Origin of the sequence: Streptomyces sp. NPDC089799, assembly GCF_040684755.1 — a bacterium.
GTDB lineage: Bacteria > Actinomycetota > Actinomycetes > Streptomycetales > Streptomycetaceae > Streptomyces.
Genome location: NZ_JBFBGR010000002.1, coordinates 231,688 through 257,317, shown reverse-complemented (window position 1 = coordinate 257,317; position 25,630 = coordinate 231,688). Strand labels below are relative to the sequence as shown.

Below are 25,630 nucleotides of genomic sequence, written 5' to 3'. Positions count from 1 at the left end.
GGCCGGGCGGATGCCGGCCGGGGCGTTGCACGCTCGCGCTTGGGGGCAGGTGTCAGCCCAGCAGGCCCAGCGACTGGTTGAAGGTCGCGGACGGGCGCATCACCGACGCTGCCTTGGCCGGGTCGGGCTGGTAGTAGCCGCCGATGTCGGCCGGCTTGCCCTGGACGGCGATCAGCTCGTCGACGATCGTCTGCTCCTGCTCGCCGAGGGTCTTGGCGAGCGGGGCGAACGCGGTGGCGAGCTCGGCGTCGTCGGTCTGCCTGGCCAGCTCCTGCGCCCAGTACAGGGCGAGGTAGAAGTGGCTGCCGCGGTTGTCGATGCCACCGACGCGACGGGTCGGCGACTTGTCCTCGTTGAGGAAGGTGCCGGTGGCGCGGTCGAGGGTGTCGGCCAGCACCTGGGCGCGGCCGTTGCCGGTGGTGGTGGCGAGGTGCTCGAAGCTGGCGGCCAGGGCGAAGAACTCGCCGAGGCTGTCCCAGCGCAGGTAGTCCTCCTTGACCAGCTGCTGGACGTGCTTCGGGGCGGAGCCGCCGGCGCCCGTCTCGAAGAGGCCGCCGCCGGCCATCAGCGGGACGACCGAGAGCATCTTGGCGCTGGTGCCCAGCTCCAGGATCGGGAAGAGGTCGGTCAGGTAGTCGCGCAGGACGTTGCCGGTGACGGAGATGGTGTCCTCGCCGCGGCGGATCCGCTCCAGGGAGAAGGCGGTGGCCTCGACCGGGGACAGGATCTCGATGGTCAGGCCCTCGGTGTCGTGCTCGGCGAGGTACGTGTTGACCTTGGCGATCAGCTGCGCGTCGTGGGCGCGGGTCTCGTCGAGCCAGAAGACGGCCGGGGAGCCGGTGGCGCGGGCGCGGGTGACGGCCAGCTTGACCCAGTCCTGGATCGGCAGGTCCTTGGTCTGGCAGGCGCGGAAGATGTCGCCCTCGGACACCTCCTGCTCCAGGACGGTGTTGCCCGCGGCGTCGACGAGGCGGACGGTGCCGGCCGCGGCGATCTCGAACGTCTTGTCGTGGGAGCCGTACTCCTCGGCCTTCTGGGCCATCAGACCGACGTTCGGGACGGAGCCCATGGTGGCCGGGTCGAAGGCGCCGTGGGCCCGGCAGTCCTCGACGACGGCCTGGTAGACACCGGAGTAGCTGCTGTCCGGGAGGACGGCGAGGGTGTCGGCCTCCTGGCCGTCCGGGCCCCACATGTGGCCGGAGGTGCGGATCATGGCCGGCATCGAGGCGTCGACGATCACGTCGGACGGCACGTGCAGGTTGGTGATGCCCTTGTCGGAGTCGACCATCGCCAGGGCCGGGCCCTCGGCGATCTCGGCGTCGAAGGAGGCCTTGATCGCGTCGCCCTCGGGCAGCGCGGCCAGACCGTTCAGGATGGTGCCGAGGCCGTCGTTCGGGGACAGGCCGGCGGCCGCGAGGGTCTCGCCGTACGCCGCGAAGGTCTTCGGGAAGAAGGCGCGGACCACGTGGCCGAAGACGATCGGGTCGGAGACCTTCATCATCGTGGCCTTGAGGTGCACGGAGAACAGGACGTCCTCGGCCTTGGCGCGGGCGACCTGCTCGGAGAGGAAGGTGCGCAGGGCGGCGACGCGCATCACGGAGGCGTCGACGACCTCGCCGGCCAGGACCGGGACGGACTCGCGCAGCACGGTGACGGCGCCGTCGGCGGCCACGTGCTCGATGCGGAGGGTACCGGCCTCGGCGACGGTCGCGGACTTCTCGGTGGAGCGGAAGTCGTTCTCGCCCATGGTGGCCACGTTGGTCTTGGACTCGGAGGTCCAGGCACCCATGCGGTGCGGGTGCGCCTTGGCGTAGTTCTTCACCGAGCCGGGGGCGCGGCGGTCGGAGTTGCCCTCGCGCAGGACCGGGTTCACGGCGGAACCCTTGACCTTGTCGTAGCGGGCGCGGATGTCGCGCTCCTCGTCGGTCTTCGGGTCGTCCGGGTAGTCCGGCAGCGCGTAGCCCTGGCCCTGGAGCTCGGCCACGGCGGCCTTGAGCTGCGGGATCGAGGCCGAGATGTTCGGCAGCTTGATGATGTTGGCGGCGGGGGTCTTGGCCAGCTCGCCGAGCTCGGCGAGGGCGTCGGCGATGCGCTGCCCCTCCTGCAGGTACTCGGGGAAGCTGGCGATGATACGGCCGGCCAGGGAGATGTCGCGGGTCTCGACGGTCACACCGGCGGTCGACGCGTACGCCTGGATCACAGGCAGGAAGGAATACGTCGCGAGGGCCGGGGCCTCGTCAGTGTGGGTGTAGATGATGGTCGAGTCAGTCACCGGATGCTCTCCGCTCCACGTATGCGTCTCTACGTCTGCAACATTGCTCGACATCAAGATATCTCAGCCGGCGGACCACGAAAGCGCCGGTCCCGGCGGCATCCGTCGGGACCGGCGTTCGGACCGTGCCGTGGCGGCGGTCAGTAGGCCGTGGCGGCCTTGGGGTTCGGGCCGTACGCGTTGGGCTGCGCCTCGCCCTCGGTGGCCATGAAGATCAGCATGATGATGCCGCCGACGAACGGGATGAGGCCGAGCAGGATGAACCAGCCCGACTTGCCGGTGTCGTGGAGGCGGCGCACCGAGACCCCGAGGGAGGGCAGCAGGGTGGCCAGGATGTAGAGGGCGGTGAGGAGCGGGTAGATGCCGAGGGCGAAGTCGATGACCATGAGGATCACCGAGGCGATGGTGCTGAACAGCGTGAAGATCCAGTACTCCTGGCGACGCGCCCGGCCGGTGAAGAGGACGTACTTCTTCAGCACGTCGAGGTAGATGTTCACGGGTCCCCCTGAGGATGGTCCGGCGTCCCGTCCGTGCGGAACGGACGCGGCAGAACTTATGCCGCCTTTACCGGCCGGTCAAGGTAATTCACAAGCCCTGCGAAGAACTTGCTTGTCCCGCCAAAACACCTTATGACAGCAGGATTTGCCGCGCCGCTGTTGGGCCGAAGGGGGGAACGCCCAGGGCGGCTCCGGTGCGGGGGCGGGCCCGGCGGCGAAGACTGGGCGCATGCGCCTGATCATCACTCTCTGTGCGGCCGCGGCCGCGCTCTCCACCGCCGTACTGCCCTCGGCGGCACCGCCCGGCGCCGGAGGCGCCGGGGTCCCGGCCGCGCCCGGCTGGAACGCCCGGGCGGCCGCCGCCTTCTGGACCCCGGAGCGGATGGCCTCGGCCCGTCCGGTGCCCACCGCGCCCGGCCGCGACGAGGACCCCGCCGGGCGGGCCGGGCCCGGCCCCGGGGACTGGACCGGGGCCGGGGACTGGACCGGGGCCGCGGGCTGGGCGGGGGGCTGGGACGGGAGCGGGGGCCCACCCGCCGACGGCACGGACACCGGTGCCGGCACCGGTGCCGACGCGGCCACCGGCGGCCTGGCCGGGCCGGAGCTGCGGGCCGTGGTGGCACCGGGGGTCGGGCAGGACTTCGACGGGCTGCCCGTCGTGGGCCGCATGTTCGCGGTGAAGAACGGCGGCGCCTACTTCTGCACCGCGAGCGCGGTGGCCTCGCCCCGCCGCGACCTGGTGCTCACCGCCGCCCACTGCATGCTCGGCGGGGAGGCCCGGCAGCTCGCGTTCGTCCCCCGCTACACCGCCGCGCGCCCCCAGCCGTACGGGATGTTCCCGGTGAGCCGGATCTGGATCGACCCGCGCTACCGCCGCCAGGGCACCGTCCGGGCGGCCGCGCTCGACGTCGCCTTCGTGCAGGTCGGCCCGCGCAAGGACGGCCGCAGGCTGCAGGACGTGACCGGCGCCGCCCGGCTCCGTACCGGTGCCGGGTACGAGCTGCCGACCGTACGCCTCGTCGGCCATCCCGCAGGGCGCGCCCGGCCGCGCCTGTGCGTCAACCGCACCACCCGCTTCAACAGCCCCGACGCCAAGTCCCCCGGCTCCTTCCTGCGGATCCGCTGCACCGGCTACCCCGGCGGCACCAGCGGCGGCCCCTTCCTCACCCCCTCCGGCGAGGTGGTCGGCGTCATCGGCGGCTACCAGACCGGCGGCAACCACCCCGACACCTCCTACAGCCCGGCCTTCGGCGCGGACGTGCGCACGCTCTACGAGCAGGCGACCGGGACGCGCAAGCGGTCCGCCGGGGCCGCCTCCGCGACGTGACCGTGTCCTGATCTCCGCCAGAGCTTGACCTTCCGCCTTCCGTTGTCCTTTCGAGACGCGTTCGCAACACCCCGGCCGGTTCCAACTCCCTTTCCCGGACGTCACATTCGCAGACACCGACCGTGGGGATGACCGTCCGGAGGGGACACCATGACGTTGCGCACGCCCGACCGCCACCGCGGCCGCGACCGCAGTCGCACGCTCGACCGCAGTCGCACGCTCGACCGCGATCGCCACCCGCGGAGACGGCCGGCCCTGCTCGCCGCGCTCGCCGCCGCGGCCGTCCTGCTCTCCGGGTGCAGTGCGGCCGACGGCGGCCACGACCGCAGCGGCGGCACCGCGTCCGAGTCCCGCAGGCGCAGCGACGGCGGCAACCCCGCCCCGGCGGCGCCCGGCGGCACGGACCGCTCCACGGACAAGGGCGAGCACCGGGGTGAGGGTGAGGAGGACGGCCGCCGCGACGACGCGCCGCCCGCCGACTACCTCTCCACCTTCGCCCTCGACGTGGACACCGCGAGCTACGGCTACGCGCGCCGGACCCTCGCCGACGGCTCCCTGCCCGACCCCGCGACCGTCCGTCCCGAGGAGTTCGTCAACAGCTTCCGCCAGGACTACCGGCAGCCCGACGGCAACGGTTTCTCCGTCACCGTGGACGGCGCCCGCACCGGCTCCGCGGACTGGTCGCTGATGCGCGTCGGGCTGGCCACCCGGTCGGGCCGCGGTCCCTCCGAACGCCAACCGGCCGCCCTGACCTTCGTCGTCGACATCTCCGGCTCGATGGCCGAGCCCGGCCGCCTCGACCTGGTGCGCAGGTCCCTGGACCTGATGACCGACCGGCTGCGCGGCGACGACTCGGTCGCCGTCGTCGCGTTCAGCGACAAGGCCGAGACCCGGCTGCCGATGACCCGGCTGGACGGCAACCGCGGCCGGGTGCACCGGGTCGTCGCCGGCCTGCGCCCCACCGACTCCACCAACGTGGAGGCCGGCATCACCCGCGGCTACGACACCGCCGTCGAAGGGCTCCGGACGGGCGCCACCAACCGCGTGGTCCTGCTCTCCGACGCCCTCGCCAACACCGGTGCCACCTCCGCCGACACCCTGCTGGCACGGATCGACGGCGCCCGCCGCGACCACGGCATCACCCTCTTCGGGGTCGGCGTGGGCAGCGACTACGGCGATGCCTTCATGGAGCGGCTGGTCGACAAGGGCGACGGGCACACCGTGTACGTCTCGGACGAGGAGGAGGCCCGCCGGGTGTTCTGCGACGAACTGCCCGCACAGGTCGAGCTGCGCGCCCGCGACGCCAAGGCCCAGGTGTCCTTCGACCCCCGCAACGTCGAGCGGTTCCGGCTGATCGGCTACGACGACCGGCGCGTCGCCGACGACTCCTTCCGCGACGACTCCGTGGACGGCGGCGAGGTCGGCCCGGGCCACACGGTGACCGCGCTGTACGCGGTGCGGCTGCGGCCGGGAGCGGCCGGGCACGTGGCCACCGCGACCGTCCGGTGGCTCGACCCCGGCAGCCGGGCCCCGCACGAGGAGTCCGGCCGGGTGGAGGCGGCGGCGCTGACGGGCGGCGGCTGGGAGCAGGCGGCACCCCGGTTCCAGGTCACGGCCGCGGCGGCGTACCTGGCCTCGGAGCTGCGCGAGCGCAGCGGCGGCTGGGAACCGGTGCCGGGCGCGGTCGGTCTGGACCGGCTGTCGGAGATCACCGGGCGGCTGGCCGCCCGGACCGAGGACCCGGAGGTCCGGCAGCTGTCGGAGGCCGTACGGCAGGCGGACCGGCTGCTGGGCTGACGCGCGGGCGGTGGCCGGGGGTACGCGGCCGGGGCGTTGTCAGTGGCCCTTCCTATGCTGATCACCACTGATCATGAAGGAGACCGGAGACCGGGAACCCGGGGCGGGGACGAGCGGGAGGCGGACATGGGGGCACGGATCGAGCGGCACCGGGTCGGCGCGGCGGCGCTGTCCGCGGCCCAGCGCGACTTCGCGGGCCGTCTCGCCGGCGAGGTGTACCGCATGCGGCACGACGCCTGTCCGTCGTACGGCTGGCAGATGATCTCCGACGAGCTGCTGGACTACGTCGCGGCCCGCTCGGTCGCCGATCCGGGACTGGGCGGGAACGACATCCGGGTGGCCGTCGAGTCGGCGACGGCCGCCGCCGCCGGCTCGGTGGCGCTGGCCGCCGGGCAGCGGCCGGACGTCTTCATCCCCTATGTCGGGGAGGGCGTCCGCTATGCCGGCGGGCACGGTGGCGGGGGTGCCGGCGGTCCGGCCCCGGCCCGCGGTGCGGTCGTGCCCGCGGAGTGGCTGGAGGTGCTGTGGCTCGCCGTGGTCACCGCCCGCTCCGACCACTACGGCGAACTGCTGGTGCACCTGGCCGGACCGTTGCGCGGCAACGAACGGCAGCCCGGACCGGCGCTGGTGCACGCGCTGATGGCGTACGTGTACGGCTCCCAGGAGAACCGGGACGCGCCCGATCCGGTGGAGGCGGCCGGACGGCTCGCGGTCATCGACTCGATCGTCGACGGCCTGGGCGAAGGCGACACGGGGCTCGCCGAGCGGGCCGCTCTGGCGGCGCTGCGCGCGCTGGCCGCGGAGGAAGAGGAGACGTTCGGCCGGGCCCTGGCCCGGCAGCTGGAGATACACCGGGGCCGGTTCGGGGACTCCGCGGTGGCCATGCGCAACCCGCCGCCGCGGACCCTGCTGCCGCTGTCCGCGATCGCACTGGCGGCGATGGCGCACCGCTGGCTGGGCTGGCGGATCGCGGTGGACTCCGACTACCTGCCGGACGCGCTGGTCACCGGGTTCGCGACGGCGGGGCCGCGGGTGCGCGCGTACGGGCGGGACAAACGGCCGGACGCGGTGGCCGCACTGGCGGCCGGCCCGCTGACCGTCGGCCGCCCGGCACCCTTCGGGCCCCCGCGCGCGACAGCCGAGCGCGCCGGTCTCACCACTCCGGCCGGTCTGACCACTCCGGCCGGTCTCGCCACGGCCGCCGAGGCCGCGGAGGTCACCGGGGCCACCGATCCCGTCGATCCGGCCGGGGCCTGGCTGGCCCGGTTCCGGGACCCGGGCAGCGACCCGGCGGACCTGGCCGTGGGGATCACCGGTCTGCTGCGCGGACTGCGGCTGCGCGCCCTGTCCAGGGCGGCGGAGTCCCCCGGCGACCCCCGGCTGCACGAGGACCTGCGGCTCGGCGCGGAGGCGGGCGGGGCGGTGTTCCGGCTGGCCCGTACCGCCCCGGGCGGGGCGGCGGAGGTCGGCATCGGCGGCACCCGCCGGATCCTGCCGGCCTGGCGGGGCGCGTACGAGCCGGGGCCCGCGCACTGGCGTGACGCGGTGGCCTGCGCACTCGTCGTGGGGGCGCGCGGCCCGCTGGCCGACTGCGTGCTGATGCCGCCGGAGTTCTTCGAGCAGGGCCCGTACGCGTCGCCGGGCGGGGCCTACTGCGCCGCGCTGCACGACTACCTGCGCGGTGCCGACCCGGAACCGGCCCTGGACCGGGCGCTGCGGACGGCCGGCCGGCTGGCCGGGGACGGCTTCCTCGGCCCTCCGGTGGTGCTGCTGTCCCAGTTGGTCGAGGGCGACCGCGAGGGCTTCGCGCTGGCGCTGGCGGACGCACTGGAGGCGCACCGGGAGCACTACGCGCCGGCGGCGCGCGGCCTGGTGCCGGAGGCCGCCCTGGACCTGGACGTGCTCGCCCTGGCCTGCCATGCCCGCCGTATCGGCTGGCCGGTGCCGGTGCGCTCGCCCTACCTGCCGGAACCGCCGCCGTCCCGGTGACGGCGACCGGCCCCGGGCCACGCGGACCGGCCGCGGCGGCACGCAGAGGGACCCACGGGTCCCTACGGGTGGTTACGGGTGGCTCAGGAGGGGTGGATCAGGACGGGTGGATCACGTCGGTGGGGTCCGGCGGATGGGGCCGGCGGCGGATCCGGGCGGCCAGTACGGCCACGTCGTCCTCGGCGTGCCGGGCGTCCAGGGCCGCCACCACCGCGTCGACCAGTTCCTGCACCTCCGTGCCCGGCGGCAGGTGCAGTCCGGCGAGCCGGGCCAGGGAGGTGTCGATGTCCTCGTCGCGCCGCTCGACCAGCCCGTCCGTGAACAGCAGCAGGGTGTCGTCCGGGGTCACGGTGCGGGTGCCGGCCTCGTAGCCGCCGATCCCGGTGCCCAGCGGCGGCCCGACCGGGACGTCCAGCAGGACGGCCCGGCCGTCGGCCGAGAAGACCGCGGGCGGCAGGTGTCCGGCGCTGGCGAACATCGCCACCTCCCGGGCCGGGTCCAGCCGTACCAGCAGGCAGGTCGCCGGGCGGCGACCGTCGTCCTCGGCGACGAGCTGGTCCAGCTGCCGCAGCACCCGGTGCGGGGCCAGGTCCGTGGCGGCGACCTCGCGCAGGGTGGACCGGTAGAGGTTCATGTCCACCGCCGCGTCCAGCCCGTGGCCCATGACGTCGCCGACCACCAGCAGGGTCCGCCCGAAGTGCAGCCGGACCGTCTCGAACCAGTCCCCGCCGACCAGGGCCCTGGCCCCCACCGGCAGGTAGCGGCTGGCGATCTCCAGGTTGGGGTGCGGGCGGCCGGGCTCGGCGACCAGCGCCCGCTGCAGGTTGAGCGCGGTCTGCTCGGTGGCGGCCAGCTGCCGTGCGTGCCGGAGGTGCAGCGCGGCCAGCCGGGCCGCGAACCCGACGGTCGCCGTGTCGTGGCCGGTGAACGCGCGGCCGGCGGCGCGTACCGCCAGCAGGGACCCGTAGCTCTCGTCCCCGGTCTCCAACGGCACCGAGAGCACGTGCGGCCGCCCGCCGTCACGGTCCGCCGTACGGCCGTCCCCGCTCCGCGGCGCGCCGCCGTCACGGTCCGCCGCCGGGCCGCCGCCGTCCGCGGTGGCACCGGCCGCCTCCAGCAGCACCGGGGGGCCGGCCGCCGCGGCCCGCTGCGGAGGGCCGCCGGGGCCCTCGGGCCGCAGGTCCACGGCGGCCGCGTCGCACAGGTTCCGGAACAGGAATCCGACCAGCTCCTGACAGGTGGCCCGCTCGTCCAGGGTGGTCCCGATCCGCTCGGCGGCGTCCTCCATGGCCCGCAGCCTGGCGCGGAGCTCCGCGCGCTCGCGGAAGGGGGACTGCGGGTACTCCTGGTCCGCCACCACACCTCCATTCCACCAGGAGACCCGCCACCCGCGCGCCGGGGCCGCCGCCGGGGCGGCTAGCGTGAGCGGCGGAACCCGCACGGACGGGCACCACACCATGCGCACCGCCACGCGCACCGCGCAGGCACCGCACAGGCACCACGCACAGGCACCTCGCACAGGCACGCACCGCGCGCAGGCACGCACCACGCACAGGCCCGAAGAGGAACGATGTCCGCACCGCAGCCCCGCCTCCTGTACGTCACCGACCTGGCCTATCCCGCGCGCGGCCGGCGCTACTGCGACGAGGACATCTTCCTGACATCGCGGCTGCGCGAGGGCGTGCCGGGCGGTCCCGGCGGGTTCGACATCGCGCTCTGCCACCCGCTGGACGCGGCGTCGCTGATGGACTCCTTCGACGCGGTGGTGGTCCGCAACAGCGGCCCGGTCCTGCGGTACCAGGACCGGTACGACGCGTTCCGCGAGCTGGCCGTCCGGCGCGGCACCCGCGTCTACAACGAGCTCACCGGCCGCGCGGACATGGCGGGCAAGCAGTACCTCCCGGACCTCACCGCGGCGGGCATGCCGGTGATCCCGACCGTGGACCGCGCGGCGGACCTGGACCGCCTGCCGGGCCCGGACGCGTACGCCGAGTACGTGGTGAAGCCCAAGCTCGGCGCGGACTCGATCGGCCTGCGCTTCCTGCCCCACGAGGGCCTCGGGGACGCGCTGCGCGCCGCCGCCCCGGGCACGCTGCTGGTCCAGCCGCGCATCCCGTTCCGCTACGAGGTGTCCTTCTACTTCGTCGACGCGGCCTTCCAGTACGCCCTGTACGCGCCCCGGCCGGAGGAGCGCTGGGTGCTGGAGCCGTACCTGCCGACCGCCGCCGACCTGGAGTTCGCGCAGCGGTTCGTCGACTGGAACACCATCGGCCACGGCATCCAGCGGGTCGACGCGTGCCGGGCCCCGGACGGGGAGCTGCTGCTGGTCGAGCTGGAGGACCTCAACCCCTACCTCTCGCTGGACCTGCTCGACGAGCCGGCCCGCGAGTCCTTCGTCTCCGCCTTCGCCACGGCCCTGCACCGCCTGCTGGACAGCTGACGGCAGCGGGCGGCGGGCGGGCACGCGACCGGCAACCGCCCGCAACCGCCCGCAGCCGTCGGCGGACGGGTCAGCCGACGGGGCGGCGGGCGTAGCAGAAGAGGTGGTCCTCCGGCCCGGCGAGCTCGCTCTCGGGCTGGAAGGTGGAGGTCGAGTGGTGGAGGACCTCCAGTCCGCAGTCCTCACGGAGCCTGCGCAGGTACTCGGCGGTGGAGTAGCTGGAGACCCGGACCCGCCGGCCCATCCATTCCACCTCCACGTCCGCGATGTCGGCGGGCACGGTGGCCATCACGAAGTAGCCTCCGGGCACCAGCCAGTCGGCGATCCGCAGCAGGGATTCCCCGACCTCGTCGCGGCCCATCACCAGCAGCGGGAAGAAGGCGGTCACCGCGTCGAAGCCGCCGGCCGGCGGCCGGTAGTCGCGTACGTCGTGCTGCTCGAACCGGGCTCCGGGCACCTGGGACCGGGCGAGCTCGACCATCGCGGCGGACACGTCGATGCCGGTCACGTCGTACCCGGCGCGGACCAGGGACTCGGCGACGGGCCGGCCGGTGCCGCTGCCGACGTCCAGCACCCGGGCTCCGGCGGGCAGTCTGGCGGCCAGCCAGTCGAGGGCGGCGAGCTGGGCGGGAAGCTTCCCGAAGGCCCGCTCGTACTCGGCCCCCATCCCGTCGAACAGTTCCGCCGCCGTCTCCACCGCACGATCGTCCACCGCAGCCTCCTCAGGGTCCGGTGTCACCGGGATCCGGAGACCAGGCTAGACGCGGTCGATGAAGACGCTGGTGGATTTCACCCGTGCGGTGGCCCGGGCGCCGACCTCCAGGCCGAGTTCCTCGACTGCCTCGCGGGTCAGCAGGGACACGATCCGGTGCGGCCCGGCCTGGATCTCGACCTGGGCGTCGACGGTGCCGAGCAGGACCCGGGTGACGATGCCGGGGAACGCGTTCCGGGCCGAGGTGTACGGCGGCTCGTCGGCCTCCGCCGTCTCCTGGGCGACGGCCACGCAGAAGGCCGCGAGGTCCGGTCCTGCGACGATCCGCCGGTTTCCCTCGCGGCGGGTGGGGAAGCGGTCCGCGTCCGCCCAGCGGCGCGCCGTGTCGACGCTGACGCCGAGCAGCCTGGCCGCCTGACCGATGGTGTACGACTCCATACCCGCCACCTTATGGCCCGGCCCTGTGTGCTGCTGCGCCGCCACCTCCCCCGCGGGCCCGAGCCCTCGGTGCAGGGCGGTCGTGGCGGTCGCGAGCGCCCCGGAACCGGCGTACGGGTGCCACGGCCCGGGGAATGGTCCGGGAATGGAAGACGAACCGCTGGACGGGGTGTGGGTGGCCGGCCTGGACGTAGGCGGGACCGGGCTGCGGCTGGCGCTCGCCCGCCTCGACGGGCACGGCGGGGCGCGGACCGCGGCCTCCGTGGCGATCGGCGCCGCCACCCGGACGGGTCCGCACGGCATCGATGCCGGGACGCTGCTGGGCCTGGTCCTGCCGGCCCTGGACGGGCTGCTGGCGGAGGCGGGCGCCGACGCGGTGGAGGTGGTCGCCGTCGGGGCCACCGGCATGGCCTCGCTCGGCGAGGACCTGGCCGCCCGGCTCCCGGGGCCGCTCGCCGAACGGGCCGGGGCCCGCCGGCTGGTGCTGGCCGCGGACGCGGTCGCCGCGTACGCGGGCGCCCTCGGTGTCCGGCCGGGCGTGGTCGTGGCAGCCGGGACGGGCATGATCGCCCTGGCCACCGGTCCGGCCGGGGGCTGGCGGCGCGCCGACGGCTGGGGGCACCTGTTCGGGGACGGCGGGGGCGGTGCCTGGATCGGGCGCGCGGCGGTCGACGCGGCCCTGCGCGCCTACGACGGCCGGAGCGGCGGGTCCGTCCTGCTCCTGGACCGGGTGGTGGAGCTCTACGGTGCGGTGGCCGGGCTGCCGGCCGTGTTCCAGCGGCGCCCGGACCGGGCCGGGCTGCTGGCGGCCCTGGCGCCCGCGGTGGCGGGGGCCGCGGCCGCCGGGGACGGGGTCGCGGCGGGGATCCTCGCCCGGGCCGCCGAGGAGATCGCGGACACGGCGGCCGCGGCGGCGGTCGGCCTGACGGCGCCGCGGATCTCGCTTACGGGGCGGCTGTTCGACCTCGCCGGGCTGCGGGCGGCCGTGTCGGCGCGGCTGGCGGAGCGGGTGCCCGGCGTACGTCCGCACGTCCCCGACGGCGACCCGCTCCAGGGCACCCTCCGGCTGGCCGCGGCTGCCGTGGCCGGCCCCATGCCCTGGCCGGAGGGGGCGCCCCTGCTGCGGGTCCTGACGGTGCGGTAGCGCGGGGTCAGCGGTCGGTGCGGCGGCCTTCGACGATCGCCGCGAACTCCCCGAGGGTGGTGTCGCGGAGCTCGTCCTCCTCGACCTTGACGCCCAGGGTCTCCTGCACCGTGATGGCCATCTCGACGACCATCAGGGAATCGACGAGCAGGTCGCGCATGGCGGCGTCGGGGCGCACCTCGCCGGCGGGCACTTCGAAGCGCTGGACGAGCAGCTCGCCGATCAGGTCCGGGGCGGGCCTCGCGGGCGTGGCGGGAGTGTTCTGGGAGGTCATCGTGGCTTCGGCCTTCATGGGAACGCGCGCACGCGGCGCGGGGAATGAAGAGGGGAACGGAGAACCGATTTCCGAAATGCGGCCGGTTCTCGTGCTCAAACAACTACCACGGGCGTTGGTCTTCACAAAGTCCGTTCGCATGGTGCGAGTTGGGTGACCCCAAAAGCAGGAAAGAGGACCGTTCGTGTCGGAAAGCATGTCGGACGTGATCGAGATGGCGGGTGCCGAATTCCGCCACATGGGCCGGATGCTCGGTGACGTCGGGGTGCAGGCATGGGACCGGTTGCTCGACTGGTTCATCGACGACTGGTTCCGGGTGGACGTGCTCGGCCTGGAGAACATCCCGTCCGAGGGGCCGGCCGTGCTCGTCGCCAACCACTCGGGCGCCTGGGGCCTGGACGCGTTCGTGCTGCTCAAGGCACTGGCCCGGTCGGTGCCCCGACGGCCCAAGGTCCTCGCGGACCCGCTGCTGTTCCGGTTCCCGGTGATCGGCCCGCACGCCGCGAAACTGGGCGGCGTGCCGATCGACCCGAGGGTGGGACTGGAACACCTGCGCGCAGGCGAGCTCGTCGGGGTGTTCCCCGAGGGAATGTCGGGGCTCGAAAAGCCGTTCCGCGAGCGCTACCGGCTCCGGCCCTTCAGCCCGGGATTCGCGGTGGCCGCCCTGCACTCGGGAACTCCGGTGGTGCCGATCTCGGTGATCGGAGCCGAGGAGTCGGTCCCGAAACTGGGCGAAGTACCGGCCCTGGCACGCCTTTTCGGATTGCCGTATTTCCCCGTCACCCCCGCCTTTCCCCTTCCCGGGAAGTGGCGGATCACGGTCGGCGAGCCGATCCCCGCACCCGAACGGCCCGCGGGGTACGGCGCCCGATCGGCGGCGGCCCGCCGGTTCTGCGCCGACGTACAGGCCGCCGTACAGGACATGGTGGACCGGGAGCTGCTGCTGCGGGACGGCCGGTACGGCGCGTGAGCACGCACCCGGAAACGGCTCCCGTGGCGGGCCCCCTCAGTGGTCGTCCGTGAGCGCCCGTACGTCGGGCCAGACCAGTGTGGTGGAGCCCCAGGCCAGGCCGGCGCCGAACGCGGTGAGGGCCACCCGCTGCCCCGGGCGGAGCGTTCCGGCGGCAGCGGCCTGGGCCAGCATGACGGGCACAGAGGCCGACGCCGTGTTCCCGTAGTGCTCGATGTGTGACAGCACGCGCTCGGGCGGCAGGCCCAGTTCGGCCGCCAGGCCGTCCAGGATGCGCTGGTTGGCCTGGTGGGCGACCAGTGCGTCCAGGTCGGGCAGCGCCCACCCGGCGGCGTCCAGGGCCCGCGTCACCGAATCGCTCATCCCGACCACCGCCTGCTTGCGGACGGCCGGACCGTCCATGCGGAAGTACGGGGAGTCCGCACCGCCCGCACCGCCCGCACCGCCCGCACCGAAGGGTCCGGCGCCTCCGTCTCCTCCGTCACGTTCGGCCCCGGGAGGACGCTTGCGGGAGCGGGCGCCGCCACCGGGGATCTCCAGCAGGTCGGCCTGCCCGCCGTCACTGCCGAGGTCGAACGGTCCGATCACGCCCGGTTCTCCGGGCGTTCCGGCCCGCAGCACCACCGCTCCCGCACCGTCGCCGAAGATGGCCCGCATCAGCCAGTCGGCCGGGTCCATGAAGGCGCTGAACACGTCGGAGGCCACGAGCAGGACACGGCCAGCCGTGCCGGAGGTCACCATCGAGGCGGACACGGCGAGGCCGTAGAGGAACCCGCTGCAGCCGGCGGCCAGGTCGAAGGCCGGGACGTTGCCCAGGCCCAGGCGGTACGCGACCTCGGGCGCGGCCGCCGGGCAGAGCCGCTCGGGGGCGGTGCTGACCACGACCACCGCGTCCGCCGCGGGCGTGCCGGCGGCCGCGAGCGCGCGCCGGCCGGCCCGGACGGCCAGGTCGGCGACCGCCTCACCGTCGGCGATGCGGCGGCTCCCGGCGCCGATGCGGGCACGGATCCACTCGTCGCCCACGGGCCGGCCGCCGCACAGCTCGGCGTTGTCGAGCGCACGGGGCGGCAGATGGGCCCCGAGCCCGGCGAGCACGGCGGCCCTGCCGCCCGGGCGGGGGGCCGGGAACCCCGGCGCCGCCCGGTTGCCCGCGTTCACCGGATTCACCGGATTCACCGGATGCTCCGGATTCGGCGATGTCACCGGGTGGTTCGGCATGTGCATGGGGTCCGGTCTCCTTCGGTTCCGCCAGTTCCGCTCTGTGTGGTCGCCGGCCCGGCAGGGGGGACGCGTCGGTGTGCCCGTTCGACGCGTTCCGCCCGCCTCAGTCCGCGAGTGCCCGGGCCGCGCCGCGTACGTCGGCGGCCGCCTTCGCGCACCGGTCGGCGTGCGCCAGCAGGACCAGCCGGAAGCGCTCGCCCGCCTCTCCGCCGTTCCAGCCGGTGTGCGCGGCGCATGCCGCGAGGCTCTCCGCCTGCCGGTCCAGCCGGTCGGCGCTGGTCCGGGCGAGGGCGCCGTACGAGGCCGGGCTGTAGCCGTGGGCCGACCGCGGAACGGCGGCCGACGTGCCGACGGCGACCCGGCCGTCGGACGGGGCCGCCCCGGTGCGTCCGGTCGGGTCGGCGGGGGTGAGGGCCACCAGCACGGTGTCCGGGGCGAGTTCGTACGGAAGGCGGTCCGGGGTGAGCTGCGGGGAGATCAGCACGGGGTGGGCGACGGCCCTGATGCCCCGCACGATCTCGCCCGCGACCAGGGCGGCGAACCCGCCGGCCGTGCACCCGGCGGGGGCGCCGCACAGCGGCGACGGCTGCCCGTCGGCCGGTCCGCCGGCCTCCTGTCGGCCGTCGTCCGCCGGGTCGGGGGCGTTCAGCCGGGCGGGCGCGGCCAGGATCTCGGTGCCCTCGGCGACGGCCAGGCCCTCCCAGGTGAAGGCGGCCCGGACCGGGTGCACGGCCGCGGCCACCGGCGGGTAGTGGTCGAGTGCCCGCCGCACGGCCGCCGCGGCGGCGTCCGCGACATCCGGGTGGGCGGCATCCGGGCGGGCGGCACCCGGATCCGCGGCGTCCGGACCTGCGGCGTACAGCGCGAGGGCCTGGAGGGCGGTGGTGACTGCGGCCTCGGAGACCACGGCGAGGGTGTGCGCGAGGGCGGGTACGGCCTCGTCCGGGTCGTGGCCGGCGGCCGCGAGCCGGCCGGCGGGGGTGTCCGGGTCCGGGTCGGCTGCCAGGTAGGGGGCGAGCCTGCGGTGCAGGGCCGCGTTCCGGCTCTCGTACGTACGGCTGCCCGCGGCGGCCGCGGTTGCCGTCAGCACCTCGCTGAGCAGGGAGTCCCGGTCCGCGTCGGCACCCACCACCACGCGGCGGGCCAGGCGCAGCATGGCGGAGCGCCAGCGCTCCGGGTCCAGGGTGCCGTCCCCTCGGCGGGCGGCGACCACTCCGTCGAGGTCCTCCGCGATCCGGGCCGCCAGTCCGTCGGAGGGCGGTACGGCCTCCGGGGGGAGCGGGGTGTGGGGGTGCAGGCCGTGCCGCCGGCCGCCCGCCGTGAATCCGGCGGCCGGTCCGAGCGCGCCCTTCCTCCCGGCGGCGGCGAGGAGTCCGGCGGTGTCGGCCCGGGTGAGCGGGACGAGGAAGGAGCCGAAGGGGGTGCTCAGCCGCACCGGGCGGCCCGACCGGGTGCGGTGCAGATGGGCGAGGAGGTGACGGACGGCTCCTTCCCGGGTGAGCGCGTGCAGGCCGAGGGCGCGGGCGGGGGCGTCCGTCCAGGGCAGCCGGTGGGCGAGCAGGGCCGCGCTGAACACGGCGTTCTCCAGCGGCCAGGCGCCGGCGGCGGGGCGGGTGTCTGCGGTGGTCATGGGGCGGGTGTCTTCCTCACGTCACTTGTCGCGCAGCATGTAGGGCTGGTTGCCGACGATGTCGCCGTCGTACGCCGTGATCAGCTCGTTGACCCGCTCGCGGTGGTGGGCCGTCTCGCCGCGCAGGGCGTCGGAGTACGCCTGCGGGGCGTGCGAGAGCGGGTAGTCGTACGTCTCGTCGAGCCAGGCGAGCTCGGTCCAGGTGTCGGGGACGTCGTGGGGCGAGGCCGGGCCGCGTCCGTCGAGGCCCGGGATCACGTCGTGCTCGTTGACCAGGCTGATGACCCGGGTGGTGTGGTCGGCGGGGCGCTTGCTGTCGATCGGGGAGCCGACGGCGATCACATGGGTGATCCGGTACTCGGCGGCGACCTCGGGGTCGGCGGCCAGGTTCATGGCGGTCATGCCGCCCAGGCTGTGGCCGACCAGCATGAGCTCGGAGCCGGCCGGAACTCCGGCGCGCAGCAGCAGTTTCCGGGCGGCCCGGGTGTAGGTGGTGTCGGTGCGGAGCAGGCCGTCGAAGGCGCCGACCAGGTCCTGCGGGGTGCTGTTGCTGAGGAGTCCGAAGCTGGTTCCGGGCAGCAGCAGGACGTGGCGTTCGGCGCCGTCGGTGCACGCGACCCGGCGGAGCAGCACCAGGCCGTGGTTGCCGAGGGCCCCGATGTCGTTCACGTAGCTGACGATGTCGTTGCGGGAGGTGGTGAGGACCTTGGCCAGGATCGGGTCGGGATCGGTGCGTTCGGCGCGGCCCGGGCCGGGGTTGAGCCACTTGAGCACGGAGCTGGGCAGGCCGAGGAAGGGGTCGGTGGTGGGGACGCCGCCGGCCAGGGTCACCCAGGAGAAGCTGTCGTTGACCGGGTTCTCGTCGAGCATGCCGGCCAGCGCGCACAGCTCCATGATCACCGGGCTGACGGTGGTCAGGGCCCGGGTGACTCCGAGTCGTTCGACCAGGGCGCGCAGCGCCCGCAGGGCCTCCAGCCGGTCGCCCGCCACCATCGCGTCGGTGAGGCGCCTGGCCTGCGGGGAGTCGAGGTTGGGGTGGGTGACCGCGGCCGCTTCGATGCGCATGGCGAACGAGTCCACCGCCATGGCCACCGCGGCGGGCCGCCGGCGGGTCAGGTTCCCGGCGATCCTGGCGAGTTCACCGGGGATGCCGCCGTTGGCCCCGAAGGACAGGCCGGCGGGGCCGGTCAGGGCCCGGGCGCAGGACACCGCCGCGCCGAGGGCCCAGGCGGGGCGGCGGAATGCCTCGACGCCGAACCGCCAGCTGCCGAGCGCGCCGGAGAGTTCCGCACCGGCCTGCTTGGCGGTGAGTGCGGCGTCCGCCAGCAACACCGAGGCGGCGATCAGGAGTTCGGCGTCGACGCCGGTCGGGGGCGTGCCGCCGGGAAGGGCCGCGGCGGTCGGCGCGGCCGTGGGGACGGCCGTCGGGACGGCCGGTTTCCGTACGGCCGCTTCCGCCCTCGACTTCACCCCCGTTCGCGTCTCCGGCTGTGCCTGCGTCTGCGTCTGCGTCTGCGGATTGCCAGCCGCGTGTCCGACCGCCTGAGGCGTCACGTCCCTGCCCTTCGTCGCTGCGCGACGGCTTCACCTCACCCGCCGCGTGAGCCGCTGTCCGCTGGGCATGCTGACACCCCGTGGGGGCGGGACGGCGCGCCCGGACGCCCGGGCTCGCCCGTTCGCCGGCGGCGGTCCGTCTCCGGTCCCGTCGGGAGCGGGTCCTCGGGCCCGTGATTCCGGGGCGGGACCGGGCCCGCGGCGGGGGCCGGAAGGGCCGCCCGGATCCGCGGGCCCGGAAGGATGAAGAAGCTGGGTCGGCGTTGACACCGCCCTGAAGTGCGGAAATGGAACGTCTGACAGGTCCGCCGACGAGGTCTGGCCATGATGACCCGGCACCGGCGACTAGTAGTAGTGCTTGCGGCCGCCGACGGCGTGCCCCACGGCCCCGAGGACCCACAGGATCAGGCCGATGACGACCAGGATGATGCCGATCGTCCAGAAGATCGACAGGCCGAGCAACCAGCCCACGATCAGCAGGATGACGCCGAGAATGATCATGGCGTACTCCGATCTCCGGGAATCCGGGAGCGGGAGAGGGAGAGGCGCCGAAGCTCCGAACGGCCTGACGCCGATTGTCTGATAAGTCGCTGCTACCCGCTTATGCGTCCGGAAACCACCCGCGGTGGACCGAGTTGCGTCGGCGGCGCATGGTACGGCCCGTCTCGGGCAGGCGCGCCCCGGACCGAAAGGGGCAGGGGCATGCCGCGTACCGTGCCGCACATCACACCTCCCGGCCCGGCCGAACGGAGCCGGGCCACCCGCCGCGCCGTGACGGTGGCCGCGCGCTGCGGCCTGGCCACGCGCGGCGTGCTGTACCTGCTCGTGGGGCTGCTGGCCCTGCGGATCGCCTTCGGGGACACCGGCGAGCAGGCCGACCGCACCGGGGCCGTGGCCCAGCTCGCCCGGCAGCCGTTCGGGGCGGTCCTGGTGTGGGCCGTCGGCATCGGCCTGGTGGCCATGGCGCTGTGGAGGCTGTCGGAGGCCGTCTTCGGTGCCGCCCGCCCGGACGGCACCAAGCCGGCCATGCGCGCCCTCGCGGCGGCCCGCGCGGTGGTCTACGCAGTGGGCGCCCTCTCCGTGCTGGCCTTCGCGGCGGGCCTCGGCGGCACCCGCTCCGGGGACGAGGAGTCACGGGACGCGACGGCGACCCTGCTCGGCTGGGCCGGCGGCTGGCTGGTGGCCCTGGTGGGGATCGGCTTCGCGATCGGCGGCGTGGTGATCGCCGTCGCCGCGGCCCGGCGCACCTTCCACGACGAGATGGACACCGACGGCCTGCCGGACGGGGTCCGCACGGCCGTGGACGTGCTCGGCGTGGCCGGCGGGATCGCCCGCGGGGTGGTGTTCACGGCGGTCGGCGGCTTCCTGGTGTACGCGGCCGTGTCCTACGACCCGGGCAAGGCCAAAGGGATCGACGACACGCTGCGCGCCTTCGCCACGACCCCGGCCGGCCCCGGGCTGCTGGTGGCCCTGGCGATCGGGCTGATGCTGTTCGGCGTCTTCTCCTGGGCGGAGGCGGCCCGGGTCCGCACCTGAGCCGCGTCGGCACACGGCCGCCTTGGGTGCGGGTCCGCCGCGCGCACGCGGAAGGCCGCCCTCCCCCGGAGGGGAGGACGGCCTTCACGGCTCCGTGCTCACACGGTCGCCATCACACGGTCACGCGGTCACGCGGTCACGCGGTGGGACGCCGTGCTCAGACGAGGTCGAAGCGGTCCAGCTCCATGACCTTGGTCCACGCCGCGACGAAGTCCGCCACGAACTTCTCCTTCGCGTCGTCGCCGGCGTAGACCTCCGCCAGCGCCCGCAGCTCGGAGTTGGAGCCGAAGACCAGGTCGGCGCGGGTACCGGTCCACTTGAGCTCACCGGTGGCCGCGTCCCGGCCCTCGAAGGTGGTCTGGTCCTCGGAGGTGGACTTCCACGTGGTGCCCAGGTCGAGCAGGTTGACGAAGAAGTCGTTCGTCAGCTGACCGGGGGTCTCGGTGAAGACGCCGAGCGAGGACTGCGCCTGGGTCACGCCCAGGGCGCGCAGACCGCCGACCAGGACGGTGGTCTCCGGCGCGGACAGGGTGAGCAGGTTGGCCTTGTCGACGAGCAGGAACTCGGCCGGCAGGCGGTTGCCCTTGCCCAGGTAGTTGCGGAAGCCGTCCGCAGCCGGCTCCAGCGCGGCGAAGGACTCGGCGTCCGTCTGCTCGGCGGAGGCGTCCACGCGGCCCGGGGTGAAGGGGACCTCGACGTCGTGGCCGGCGTCCTTGGCCGCCTTCTCGACGGCCGCGGTGCCCGCGAGGACCACCAGGTCGGCGAGGGAGACCTGCTTGCCACCGGATGCGGCGGCGTTGAAGGACTCCTGGATGCCCTCCAGGGCGCGCAGCACCTGGGCGAGGTCGTCCGGGTTGTTGACCTCCCAGTTGCGCTGCGGCTCCAGGCGGATGCGGGCGCCGTTGGCGCCACCGCGCTTGTCGCTGCCGCGGAAGGAGGCGGCGGCGGCCCAGGAGGCGTTGACCAGCTGGGTGACGGTGAGGCCGGTGCCGAGGATCTGCTCCTTGAGGGAGGCGATGTCGGCGGCGTCGACCGGCTCGCCGGAGCGGGCCGGCAGCGGGTCCTGCCAGATGAGCTCCTCGGAGGGGACCTCCGGGCCGAGGTAGCGCACGAGCGGGCCCATGTCACGGTGGGTCAGCTTGAACCAGGCGCGGGCGAAGGCGTCCGCGAACTGGTCCGGGTTCTCGTAGAAGCGGCGCGAGATCTCGCCGTAGACCGGGTCGAAACGGAGCGACAGGTCGGTGGTGAGCATCGTCGGGAGGTGCTTCTTCTCCGCGTCGAACGCGTCGGGGATGATCGCCTCGGCGTCCTTGGCCACCCACTGGTGGGCGCCGGCCGGGCTGGAGGTGAGCTCGTACTCGTACTCGAACAGGTTCTTGAAGAACCCGTTGCCCCACTGGGTGGGCGTGGTGGTCCAGGTGACCTCCAGGCCGGACGTGATGGTGTCCGCGCCCTTGCCGCTGCCGTACGTGCTCTGCCAGCCGAAGCCCTGGGCCTCGATGGACGCGCCCTCGGGCTCGACGCCGACGTGGTCCGCGGAGCCGGCGCCGTGCGCCTTGCCGAAGGTGTGGCCACCGGCGATGAGGGCGACGGTCTCCTCGTCGTTCATCGCCATCCGGCCGAAGGTGTCGCGGATGTCGCGGGCCGCGGCGATCGGGTCCGGGTTGCCGTTGGGGCCCTCGGGGTTGACGTAGATGAGGCCCATCTGGACGGCGCCGAGCGAGGACTCCAGCTCGCGGTCGCCGGTGTAGCGCTCGTCACCGAGCCAGGTCTTCTCCGGGCCCCAGTAGACGTCCTCGTCCGCCTCCCAGACGTCGGCGCGGCCGCCGGCGAAGCCGAAGGTTTCGAAGCCCATCGACTCCAGGGCGACGTTGCCCGCGAGGATCATGAGGTCGGCCCAGGAGATGGCCTGGCCGTACTTCTTCTTGACCGGCCACAGCAGACGGCGGGCCTTGTCCAGGTTGGCGTTGTCCGGCCAGCTGTTCAGCGGGGCGAAACGCTGCTGGCCGGCGCCGGCGCCGCCGCGGCCGTCGCTGATCCGGTAGGTGCCGGCGCTGTGCCAGGCCATGCGGATGATCAGGGGGCCGTAGTGGCCGAAGTCGGCGGGCCACCAGTCCTGCGAGGTGGTGAGCACCTCGGCGATGTCCTGCTTCACGGCCGGCAGGTCGAGGCCCTTGAACGCCTCGGCGTAGTCGAAGTCCTCGCCGAGCGGGTTCGCCACGGCGGGGTTCGTGGCAAGGATCTTCAGGTTGAGGCGCTCGGGCCACCACTGGCGGTTGCCGCCGCCCTGCGTCGGGTGCGCGGCCCGCCCGTGCGCCACGGGGCAGCCTCCGCTGCCCTCCGGCTTCGGGGTGCTCTCGTTTGCATCAATGTTCTCGGGCATGGGAATCCTTCCGGATCAGGCGGATCGCACTTTGCTCAGGAACCGAGGACGCGGAACAGGAGAACGGAGCGCTGATGGTGGGTGGCGTGATGATCACTCCACTCAGCGTCACAGCTTTTTCCCTGCTGTCGTCCTGTCCCTTGGTTGTCGCCGGAATAGATCCTACGATGGACTTAGTCCAAGTCAATGCGAGAACCAGAACCGTACGGATCCATTCTGTAGACGATGCACAAGTAAGGCTGGGTGGGGCAGTGAGCGACTTGCTGGAAAGGCTTCGCGGACGCGGCTGGCGGATGACCGCCCAGCGCCGGGTGGTCGCGGAGGTACTCGACGGCGAGCACGTCCACCTCACGGCGGACGAGGTGCTCGCGCGGGCGACCGCGCGGCTGCCGGAGGTCTCCCGCGCGACGGTGTACAACACGCTCAGTGAGCTGGTGTCACTGGGCGAGGTCACGGAGGTGACCACCGACGGCCGGGCCAAGCGCTACGACCCGAACGCACACCGCCCGCACCAGCACCTGGTCTGCTCGGGCTGCGGCACGATCCGGGACGTCCACCCCGGCGGCGACCCGCTGGGCGACCTGCCCTCCTCCGAACGGTTCGGCTTCGCCCTCTCGGGGGTCGAGATGACCTACCGGGGGCTGTGCCCGGACTGCGCGGTCGCCCGCGCCTGAGCCCAGGCCGCCGGGCCGTGTGCCACGGCCGGGTCCCCGTCCCCCGCGGTCGCGCGCTCCGGTTCCCGGACGCGCCGGAGGCCGCCCTCCCGGAACGGGGCGGCCTCGGTACGTCGCGCGGCGTACGGCCTGCCTCGCGCGGCGTAGGCGTACGGATCGGATCGGATCGGATCGGATCGGATCGGATCAGGGTGCCGTGCGGGCCCCGGCCGCCGTGCCGCGCACCGCGGGCTGCCGCGCGGCCCCGTCGGCGTCGCGGCGGAAGACCACCTCGGCCATCCGCCGCTCCGGTCCGCGGCGGCGCAGGAGGCGGTAGCCGACGTAGGCCGCCGGCCCGAAGAACACCTGGGCGGGTATCAGGGCCGGCTCGTCGCCGGTGACCGCGGCGACCAGGTGCTGCGCGGCCACGGGTGCCAGGGCGCCGAAGAGGACGACCAGGACGGTCCCGGTCCGCAGGCCCGGCTTCCCGTACGCCTTGAAGGCGGTGGTGGTGAAGAGCGCGTAGGCCAGCAGGTCGCCCATGCCGACCACCCCGCCGAGGTCCTCGCCGATGCGCAGGCCGGCGGCGGGGGCGTACGGGTAGCCCTGGACGGCGTCGGCGAGTTCCTGCGTCAGCGGTACGACCCAGGCGAAGAAGGCGTCGTACGCGGCGAGCGCGAGCAGGAAGCGGGCGACGTTCCGCAGCCGGATGCCGCCCTGGACGTTGAGGTTGGTGGCGGAGATCACGACCAGGCAGACGACGACGCTGTTCGCCACCCAGTAGGGCGGCGCGGTCTCGCCGAAGGCCAGGTGGGAGACGAGGACGCTCGCGATCAGCGCGAGGATCAGCGCCCAGCGCAGCCGGCCGTTCGCGATCAGCGGCTGGTAGCCGACGGACAGTCCGCCGGCGAAGACCAGGGCGAGCACGACCGGGAGGACTGCACCGGGCAGCGCGAGGTAAACGTACGGCAGGGCCAGGACGAAGCCCATCATCAGGACGATGTCGGCGCCGTTGAACACGCCGACGGGCGGTCTGGGGGTGCGTACGGCGCGGAAGTACGCGACCGCGCCGGCGACCACCGCCAGGGCCAGCGCGGTGGTGACCGCGAGCTGGAAGAAGACGCTCATGCGTGGCTCCGGGTGAAGGTGTGCTCCAACAGGTCGCAGCGCAGGGGGAAGCGGCGTGCCGCCTCCGTGTCGTCCAGCGGCAGGACCCGGGCGTCCGCGTCGATGCCCCGGGCCCGGAGGCGGTCGGTCACCTCGGCCGCGGTGAGCTCGCGGGTGGCGACCTCCACCCCGAGCCGGCCGTCCTCGCCGACCCGGGCGGCGTGGCGCAGCGGGAACGGCAGTCCGGGGGTGCCGTCGAGCGCCTCCACGATGTCGCGCGGGGTGACCACGCCGTCGGCGGTGCGGTGCAGCCGGCCCGCCTTGCCGAGGATCTGGGAGACGGCGGGCACGGCGGCGAGTTCGCAGTCCGGTTCGCCGTCGAGGGTGCGGACCACGTCGCCGGTGTTGTAGCGCAGGACGGGCATGCACTCGCGGTAGGGGAAGTACGGAGTGACGGTGAGCTCGCCGAGGCGGCCCGGACCGGCGGGTTCCCCGGTCTCCAGGTCGAGCACCTCCGTGTACCCCATGTTGGGGTCGATGTGGAGGTGGCGGTGGGTGCAGGTGCGGCCGCCGACCGGGAGCAGCTCGGTCATGCCGAAGTTGTCGCCGACGGTGCGCGCGCCGAAGGTGTCGCGGAGGGCGTCGGTGAGGGCCCGGGACATGATCTCGCCGCCGGCGTAGATCGAGCGGAGTCCGAACTCGTCCGGTTTGCAGCCGAGTTCACGGGCCGCGGTGACCATCCTGGCCAGGTAGCTGGGGTTTCCGGTGAGCAGGGTGGGCAGGGTGTCGGCGTTCCGGCCGAGCAGGTGCTCGACGGATTCCTCCGGCGGGACCTGGCCGACGATGTGGCAGGAGGCGTTGACGAGCCGGCACACCTCTACGTCCTCCTGGACGGCGGCCGTGGCCCGGGAGCTGAGGTTGATCTGCATCCGGTCGCCGGGCCCGATGTCGCCGCGCAGCACCACGGACAGTGCGATCAGCGCGGGCCAGAGCTCCATCTCGTAGCGGGAGAGCCAGATCTGGACGGGACGGCCGGTGGTGCCGGTGGTCTGGGTCACCAGGTAGGGCCTGCCGCACAGGAAGTCGGCGGGGCGCTCGACCAGGTCGGCCTTGCGGGTCACCGGGATCCGGGTGAGGGTCTCGGTGGTCAGCCCGTCGAGGTCGGTGCCCGCGAGCCGCTCCCGGTAGAAGGGGGAGCGCTTGGCGAGGCGGCGTACGGTCCGCTGGAGGGCCCGGTTCTGCAGGTCCCGGCGCTCCTCCGGGTCGGCGAACGGCCCCTCGGCCAGTTCGTCCACGTCGTCCCCGAGCGAGCCGAACTCCTCCAGCGTGGCGAGGGCGTCGGCGACCAGTCGCTCCACGTTCCGTACGTTCAGCCGCCGGCCGAACACCATGGACGTGGCCACCCGCACCTGCCGGACACCGGTCTCCAGCACTCGTGCCTCCCTCTCACGTGCGTGCTCCGTTGCGTGACGAAGGGGTGGGGGCGGCAGGCCGCCCCCACCCCCGGTGTGCGTGTCAGCTGGCAGAACAAGAAGCGAAGAACACCGCCGTCATGGCGGACATGACGTACTTGAACTGCTTGGCGCTGGTCTTGATGGCGCTCATCGGTTCCTCCTCGGTTCGTTGCTGGCAGACGCCGTCCGGGCCTCCCCGGAGGGGACGGACGCCGCGTCCTCGGTCGACAAC

The 25,630-nt window shown here is 74.0% G+C and carries 21 protein-coding genes; 8 read left to right on the top strand and 13 right to left on the bottom strand.

Annotated elements, in window-relative coordinates; translation table 11 throughout:
* Positions 1-52 precede the first annotated feature (52 nt).
* Both AB0O36_RS02820 and AB0O36_RS02815 read right to left on the bottom strand, forming a co-directional pair.
* The gene (locus AB0O36_RS02820; protein WP_365103098.1) at positions 53-2,272 is read right to left on the bottom strand and encodes an NADP-dependent isocitrate dehydrogenase; all 2,220 of its coding nucleotides are present in this window, start codon (positions 2,270-2,272) and stop codon (positions 53-55) included.
* Between the two features lie 140 nt (positions 2,273-2,412).
* Complete coding sequence (locus tag AB0O36_RS02815) at positions 2,413-2,769, bottom strand: DUF805 domain-containing protein (RefSeq protein ID WP_365103096.1); 357 nt, start codon at positions 2,767-2,769, stop codon at positions 2,413-2,415.
* Positions 2,770-2,998: 229 nt separating this feature from the next.
* On the opposite strand from AB0O36_RS02815, the gene AB0O36_RS02810 reads away from it, so the two are divergent.
* From AB0O36_RS02810 to AB0O36_RS02800, 3 genes are all read left to right on the top strand, one after another.
* Positions 2,999-4,096, top strand: a complete 1,098-nt coding sequence (locus AB0O36_RS02810) for a serine protease (RefSeq protein ID WP_365103093.1) — start codon at positions 2,999-3,001, stop codon at positions 4,094-4,096.
* A gap of 150 nt (positions 4,097-4,246) precedes the next feature.
* Positions 4,247-5,893 carry a von Willebrand factor type A domain-containing protein gene (locus AB0O36_RS02805; protein ID WP_365103090.1) on the top strand — a complete coding sequence of 549 codons (1,647 nt, stop codon included), beginning with the start codon at positions 4,247-4,249 and terminating at the stop codon, positions 5,891-5,893.
* 126 nt (positions 5,894-6,019) lie between these two features.
* Positions 6,020-7,882 carry an Imm49 family immunity protein gene (locus tag AB0O36_RS02800; RefSeq protein WP_365103087.1) on the top strand — a complete coding sequence of 621 codons (1,863 nt, stop codon included), beginning with the start codon at positions 6,020-6,022 and terminating at the stop codon, positions 7,880-7,882.
* Positions 7,883-7,979: 97 nt separating this feature from the next.
* Here AB0O36_RS02800 and AB0O36_RS02795 read toward each other — a convergent pair whose 3' ends face one another.
* Entirely contained in the window at positions 7,980-9,239 is a 1,260-nt protein-coding gene (locus AB0O36_RS02795; RefSeq protein WP_365103084.1) for a PP2C family protein-serine/threonine phosphatase, read from the bottom strand.
* A 213-nt stretch (positions 9,240-9,452) separates the two neighbouring features.
* Between AB0O36_RS02795 and AB0O36_RS02790 the strand changes: the two genes are divergently transcribed.
* Positions 9,453-10,322 (top strand): hypothetical protein, encoded by an 870-nt coding sequence (locus tag AB0O36_RS02790; protein WP_365103082.1) that lies wholly within the window; start codon positions 9,453-9,455, stop codon positions 10,320-10,322.
* A 70-nt stretch (positions 10,323-10,392) separates the two neighbouring features.
* Here AB0O36_RS02790 and AB0O36_RS02785 read toward each other — a convergent pair whose 3' ends face one another.
* Both AB0O36_RS02785 and AB0O36_RS02780 read right to left on the bottom strand, forming a co-directional pair.
* On the bottom strand, positions 10,393-11,034 hold the full coding sequence (locus AB0O36_RS02785; RefSeq protein WP_365103079.1) for a class I SAM-dependent methyltransferase: 642 nt from the start codon (positions 11,032-11,034) through the stop codon (positions 10,393-10,395).
* Between the two features lie 45 nt (positions 11,035-11,079).
* Positions 11,080-11,472, bottom strand: coding sequence for a TOBE domain-containing protein (locus AB0O36_RS02780; RefSeq protein WP_365103076.1), 393 nt, complete (start codon positions 11,470-11,472; stop codon positions 11,080-11,082).
* 145 nt (positions 11,473-11,617) lie between these two features.
* Here AB0O36_RS02780 and AB0O36_RS02775 point away from each other — a divergent pair, with 145 nt between their 5' ends.
* Positions 11,618-12,616 carry a BadF/BadG/BcrA/BcrD ATPase family protein gene (locus AB0O36_RS02775; protein WP_365103074.1) on the top strand — a complete coding sequence of 333 codons (999 nt, stop codon included), beginning with the start codon at positions 11,618-11,620 and terminating at the stop codon, positions 12,614-12,616.
* Between the two features lie 7 nt (positions 12,617-12,623).
* On the opposite strand, the gene AB0O36_RS02770 is transcribed toward AB0O36_RS02775, so the two are convergent.
* A complete protein-coding gene (locus AB0O36_RS02770) occupies positions 12,624-12,890 on the bottom strand; it encodes an acyl carrier protein (protein WP_365103071.1) in 267 nt (88 codons plus the stop codon).
* A 184-nt stretch (positions 12,891-13,074) separates the two neighbouring features.
* Between AB0O36_RS02770 and AB0O36_RS02765 the strand changes: the two genes are divergently transcribed.
* A complete protein-coding gene (locus AB0O36_RS02765; RefSeq protein WP_365103068.1) occupies positions 13,075-13,860 on the top strand; it encodes a lysophospholipid acyltransferase family protein in 786 nt (261 codons plus the stop codon).
* A 36-nt stretch (positions 13,861-13,896) separates the two neighbouring features.
* On the opposite strand, the gene AB0O36_RS02760 is transcribed toward AB0O36_RS02765, so the two are convergent.
* From AB0O36_RS02760 to AB0O36_RS02745, 4 genes are all read right to left on the bottom strand, one after another.
* The gene (locus tag AB0O36_RS02760; RefSeq protein ID WP_365103066.1) at positions 13,897-15,018 is read right to left on the bottom strand and encodes a beta-ketoacyl-ACP synthase 3; all 1,122 of its coding nucleotides are present in this window, start codon (positions 15,016-15,018) and stop codon (positions 13,897-13,899) included.
* A 166-nt stretch (positions 15,019-15,184) separates the two neighbouring features.
* The gene (locus AB0O36_RS02755) at positions 15,185-16,711 is read right to left on the bottom strand and encodes a hypothetical protein (RefSeq protein ID WP_365103063.1); all 1,527 of its coding nucleotides are present in this window, start codon (positions 16,709-16,711) and stop codon (positions 15,185-15,187) included.
* A gap of 21 nt (positions 16,712-16,732) precedes the next feature.
* Positions 16,733-18,181 (bottom strand): hypothetical protein, encoded by a 1,449-nt coding sequence (locus tag AB0O36_RS02750; protein WP_365103061.1) that lies wholly within the window; start codon positions 18,179-18,181, stop codon positions 16,733-16,735.
* A 429-nt stretch (positions 18,182-18,610) separates the two neighbouring features.
* Entirely contained in the window at positions 18,611-18,766 is a 156-nt protein-coding gene (locus AB0O36_RS02745) for a DUF6131 family protein (protein ID WP_365103058.1), read from the bottom strand.
* A gap of 201 nt (positions 18,767-18,967) precedes the next feature.
* Here AB0O36_RS02745 and AB0O36_RS02740 point away from each other — a divergent pair, with 201 nt between their 5' ends.
* Positions 18,968-19,801 carry a DUF1206 domain-containing protein gene (locus AB0O36_RS02740; RefSeq protein WP_365103056.1) on the top strand — a complete coding sequence of 278 codons (834 nt, stop codon included), beginning with the start codon at positions 18,968-18,970 and terminating at the stop codon, positions 19,799-19,801.
* A gap of 157 nt (positions 19,802-19,958) precedes the next feature.
* On the opposite strand, the gene katG is transcribed toward AB0O36_RS02740, so the two are convergent.
* Complete coding sequence (gene katG, locus AB0O36_RS02735) at positions 19,959-22,184, bottom strand: catalase/peroxidase HPI (protein WP_365103054.1); 2,226 nt, start codon at positions 22,182-22,184, stop codon at positions 19,959-19,961.
* A 251-nt stretch (positions 22,185-22,435) separates the two neighbouring features.
* On the opposite strand from katG, the gene AB0O36_RS02730 reads away from it, so the two are divergent.
* The gene (locus AB0O36_RS02730; RefSeq protein ID WP_365103051.1) at positions 22,436-22,858 is read left to right on the top strand and encodes a Fur family transcriptional regulator; all 423 of its coding nucleotides are present in this window, start codon (positions 22,436-22,438) and stop codon (positions 22,856-22,858) included.
* A gap of 186 nt (positions 22,859-23,044) precedes the next feature.
* On the opposite strand, the gene AB0O36_RS02725 is transcribed toward AB0O36_RS02730, so the two are convergent.
* Both AB0O36_RS02725 and AB0O36_RS02720 read right to left on the bottom strand, forming a co-directional pair.
* Positions 23,045-23,965 (bottom strand): hypothetical protein, encoded by a 921-nt coding sequence (locus tag AB0O36_RS02725; RefSeq protein WP_365103048.1) that lies wholly within the window; start codon positions 23,963-23,965, stop codon positions 23,045-23,047.
* The gene (locus AB0O36_RS02720) at positions 23,962-25,377 is read right to left on the bottom strand and encodes an AMP-binding protein (protein ID WP_365103045.1); all 1,416 of its coding nucleotides are present in this window, start codon (positions 25,375-25,377) and stop codon (positions 23,962-23,964) included. Before AB0O36_RS02720 ends, AB0O36_RS02725 begins: the two co-directional genes overlap by 4 nt.
* Positions 25,378-25,630 lie beyond the last annotated feature (253 nt).

Excerpts from the sequence above, each read along its gene's own strand:
- AB0O36_RS02745 (WP_365103058.1), bottom strand. The coding sequence starts at position 18,766 with ATGATCATTCTCGGCGTCATCCTGCTGATCGTGGGCTGGTTGCTCGGC.
- AB0O36_RS02810 (WP_365103093.1), top strand. The coding sequence starts at position 2,999 with ATGCGCCTGATCATCACTCTCTGTGCGGCCGCGGCCGCGCTCTCCACC.
- AB0O36_RS02805 (WP_365103090.1), top strand. The coding sequence starts at position 4,247 with ATGACGTTGCGCACGCCCGACCGCCACCGCGGCCGCGACCGCAGTCGC.
- AB0O36_RS02725 (WP_365103048.1), bottom strand. The coding sequence starts at position 23,965 with ATGAGCGTCTTCTTCCAGCTCGCGGTCACCACCGCGCTGGCCCTGGCG.
- AB0O36_RS02740 (WP_365103056.1), top strand. The coding sequence starts at position 18,968 with ATGCCGCGTACCGTGCCGCACATCACACCTCCCGGCCCGGCCGAACGG.
- AB0O36_RS02780 (WP_365103076.1), bottom strand. The coding sequence starts at position 11,472 with ATGGAGTCGTACACCATCGGTCAGGCGGCCAGGCTGCTCGGCGTCAGC.
- katG (WP_365103054.1), bottom strand. The coding sequence starts at position 22,184 with ATGCCCGAGAACATTGATGCAAACGAGAGCACCCCGAAGCCGGAGGGC.
- AB0O36_RS02775 (WP_365103074.1), top strand. The coding sequence starts at position 11,618 with ATGGAAGACGAACCGCTGGACGGGGTGTGGGTGGCCGGCCTGGACGTA.
- AB0O36_RS02755 (WP_365103063.1), bottom strand. The coding sequence starts at position 16,711 with ATGACCACCGCAGACACCCGCCCCGCCGCCGGCGCCTGGCCGCTGGAG.
- AB0O36_RS02790 (WP_365103082.1), top strand. The coding sequence starts at position 9,453 with ATGTCCGCACCGCAGCCCCGCCTCCTGTACGTCACCGACCTGGCCTAT.
- AB0O36_RS02770 (WP_365103071.1), bottom strand. The coding sequence starts at position 12,890 with ATGACCTCCCAGAACACTCCCGCCACGCCCGCGAGGCCCGCCCCGGAC.
- AB0O36_RS02800 (WP_365103087.1), top strand. The coding sequence starts at position 6,020 with ATGGGGGCACGGATCGAGCGGCACCGGGTCGGCGCGGCGGCGCTGTCC.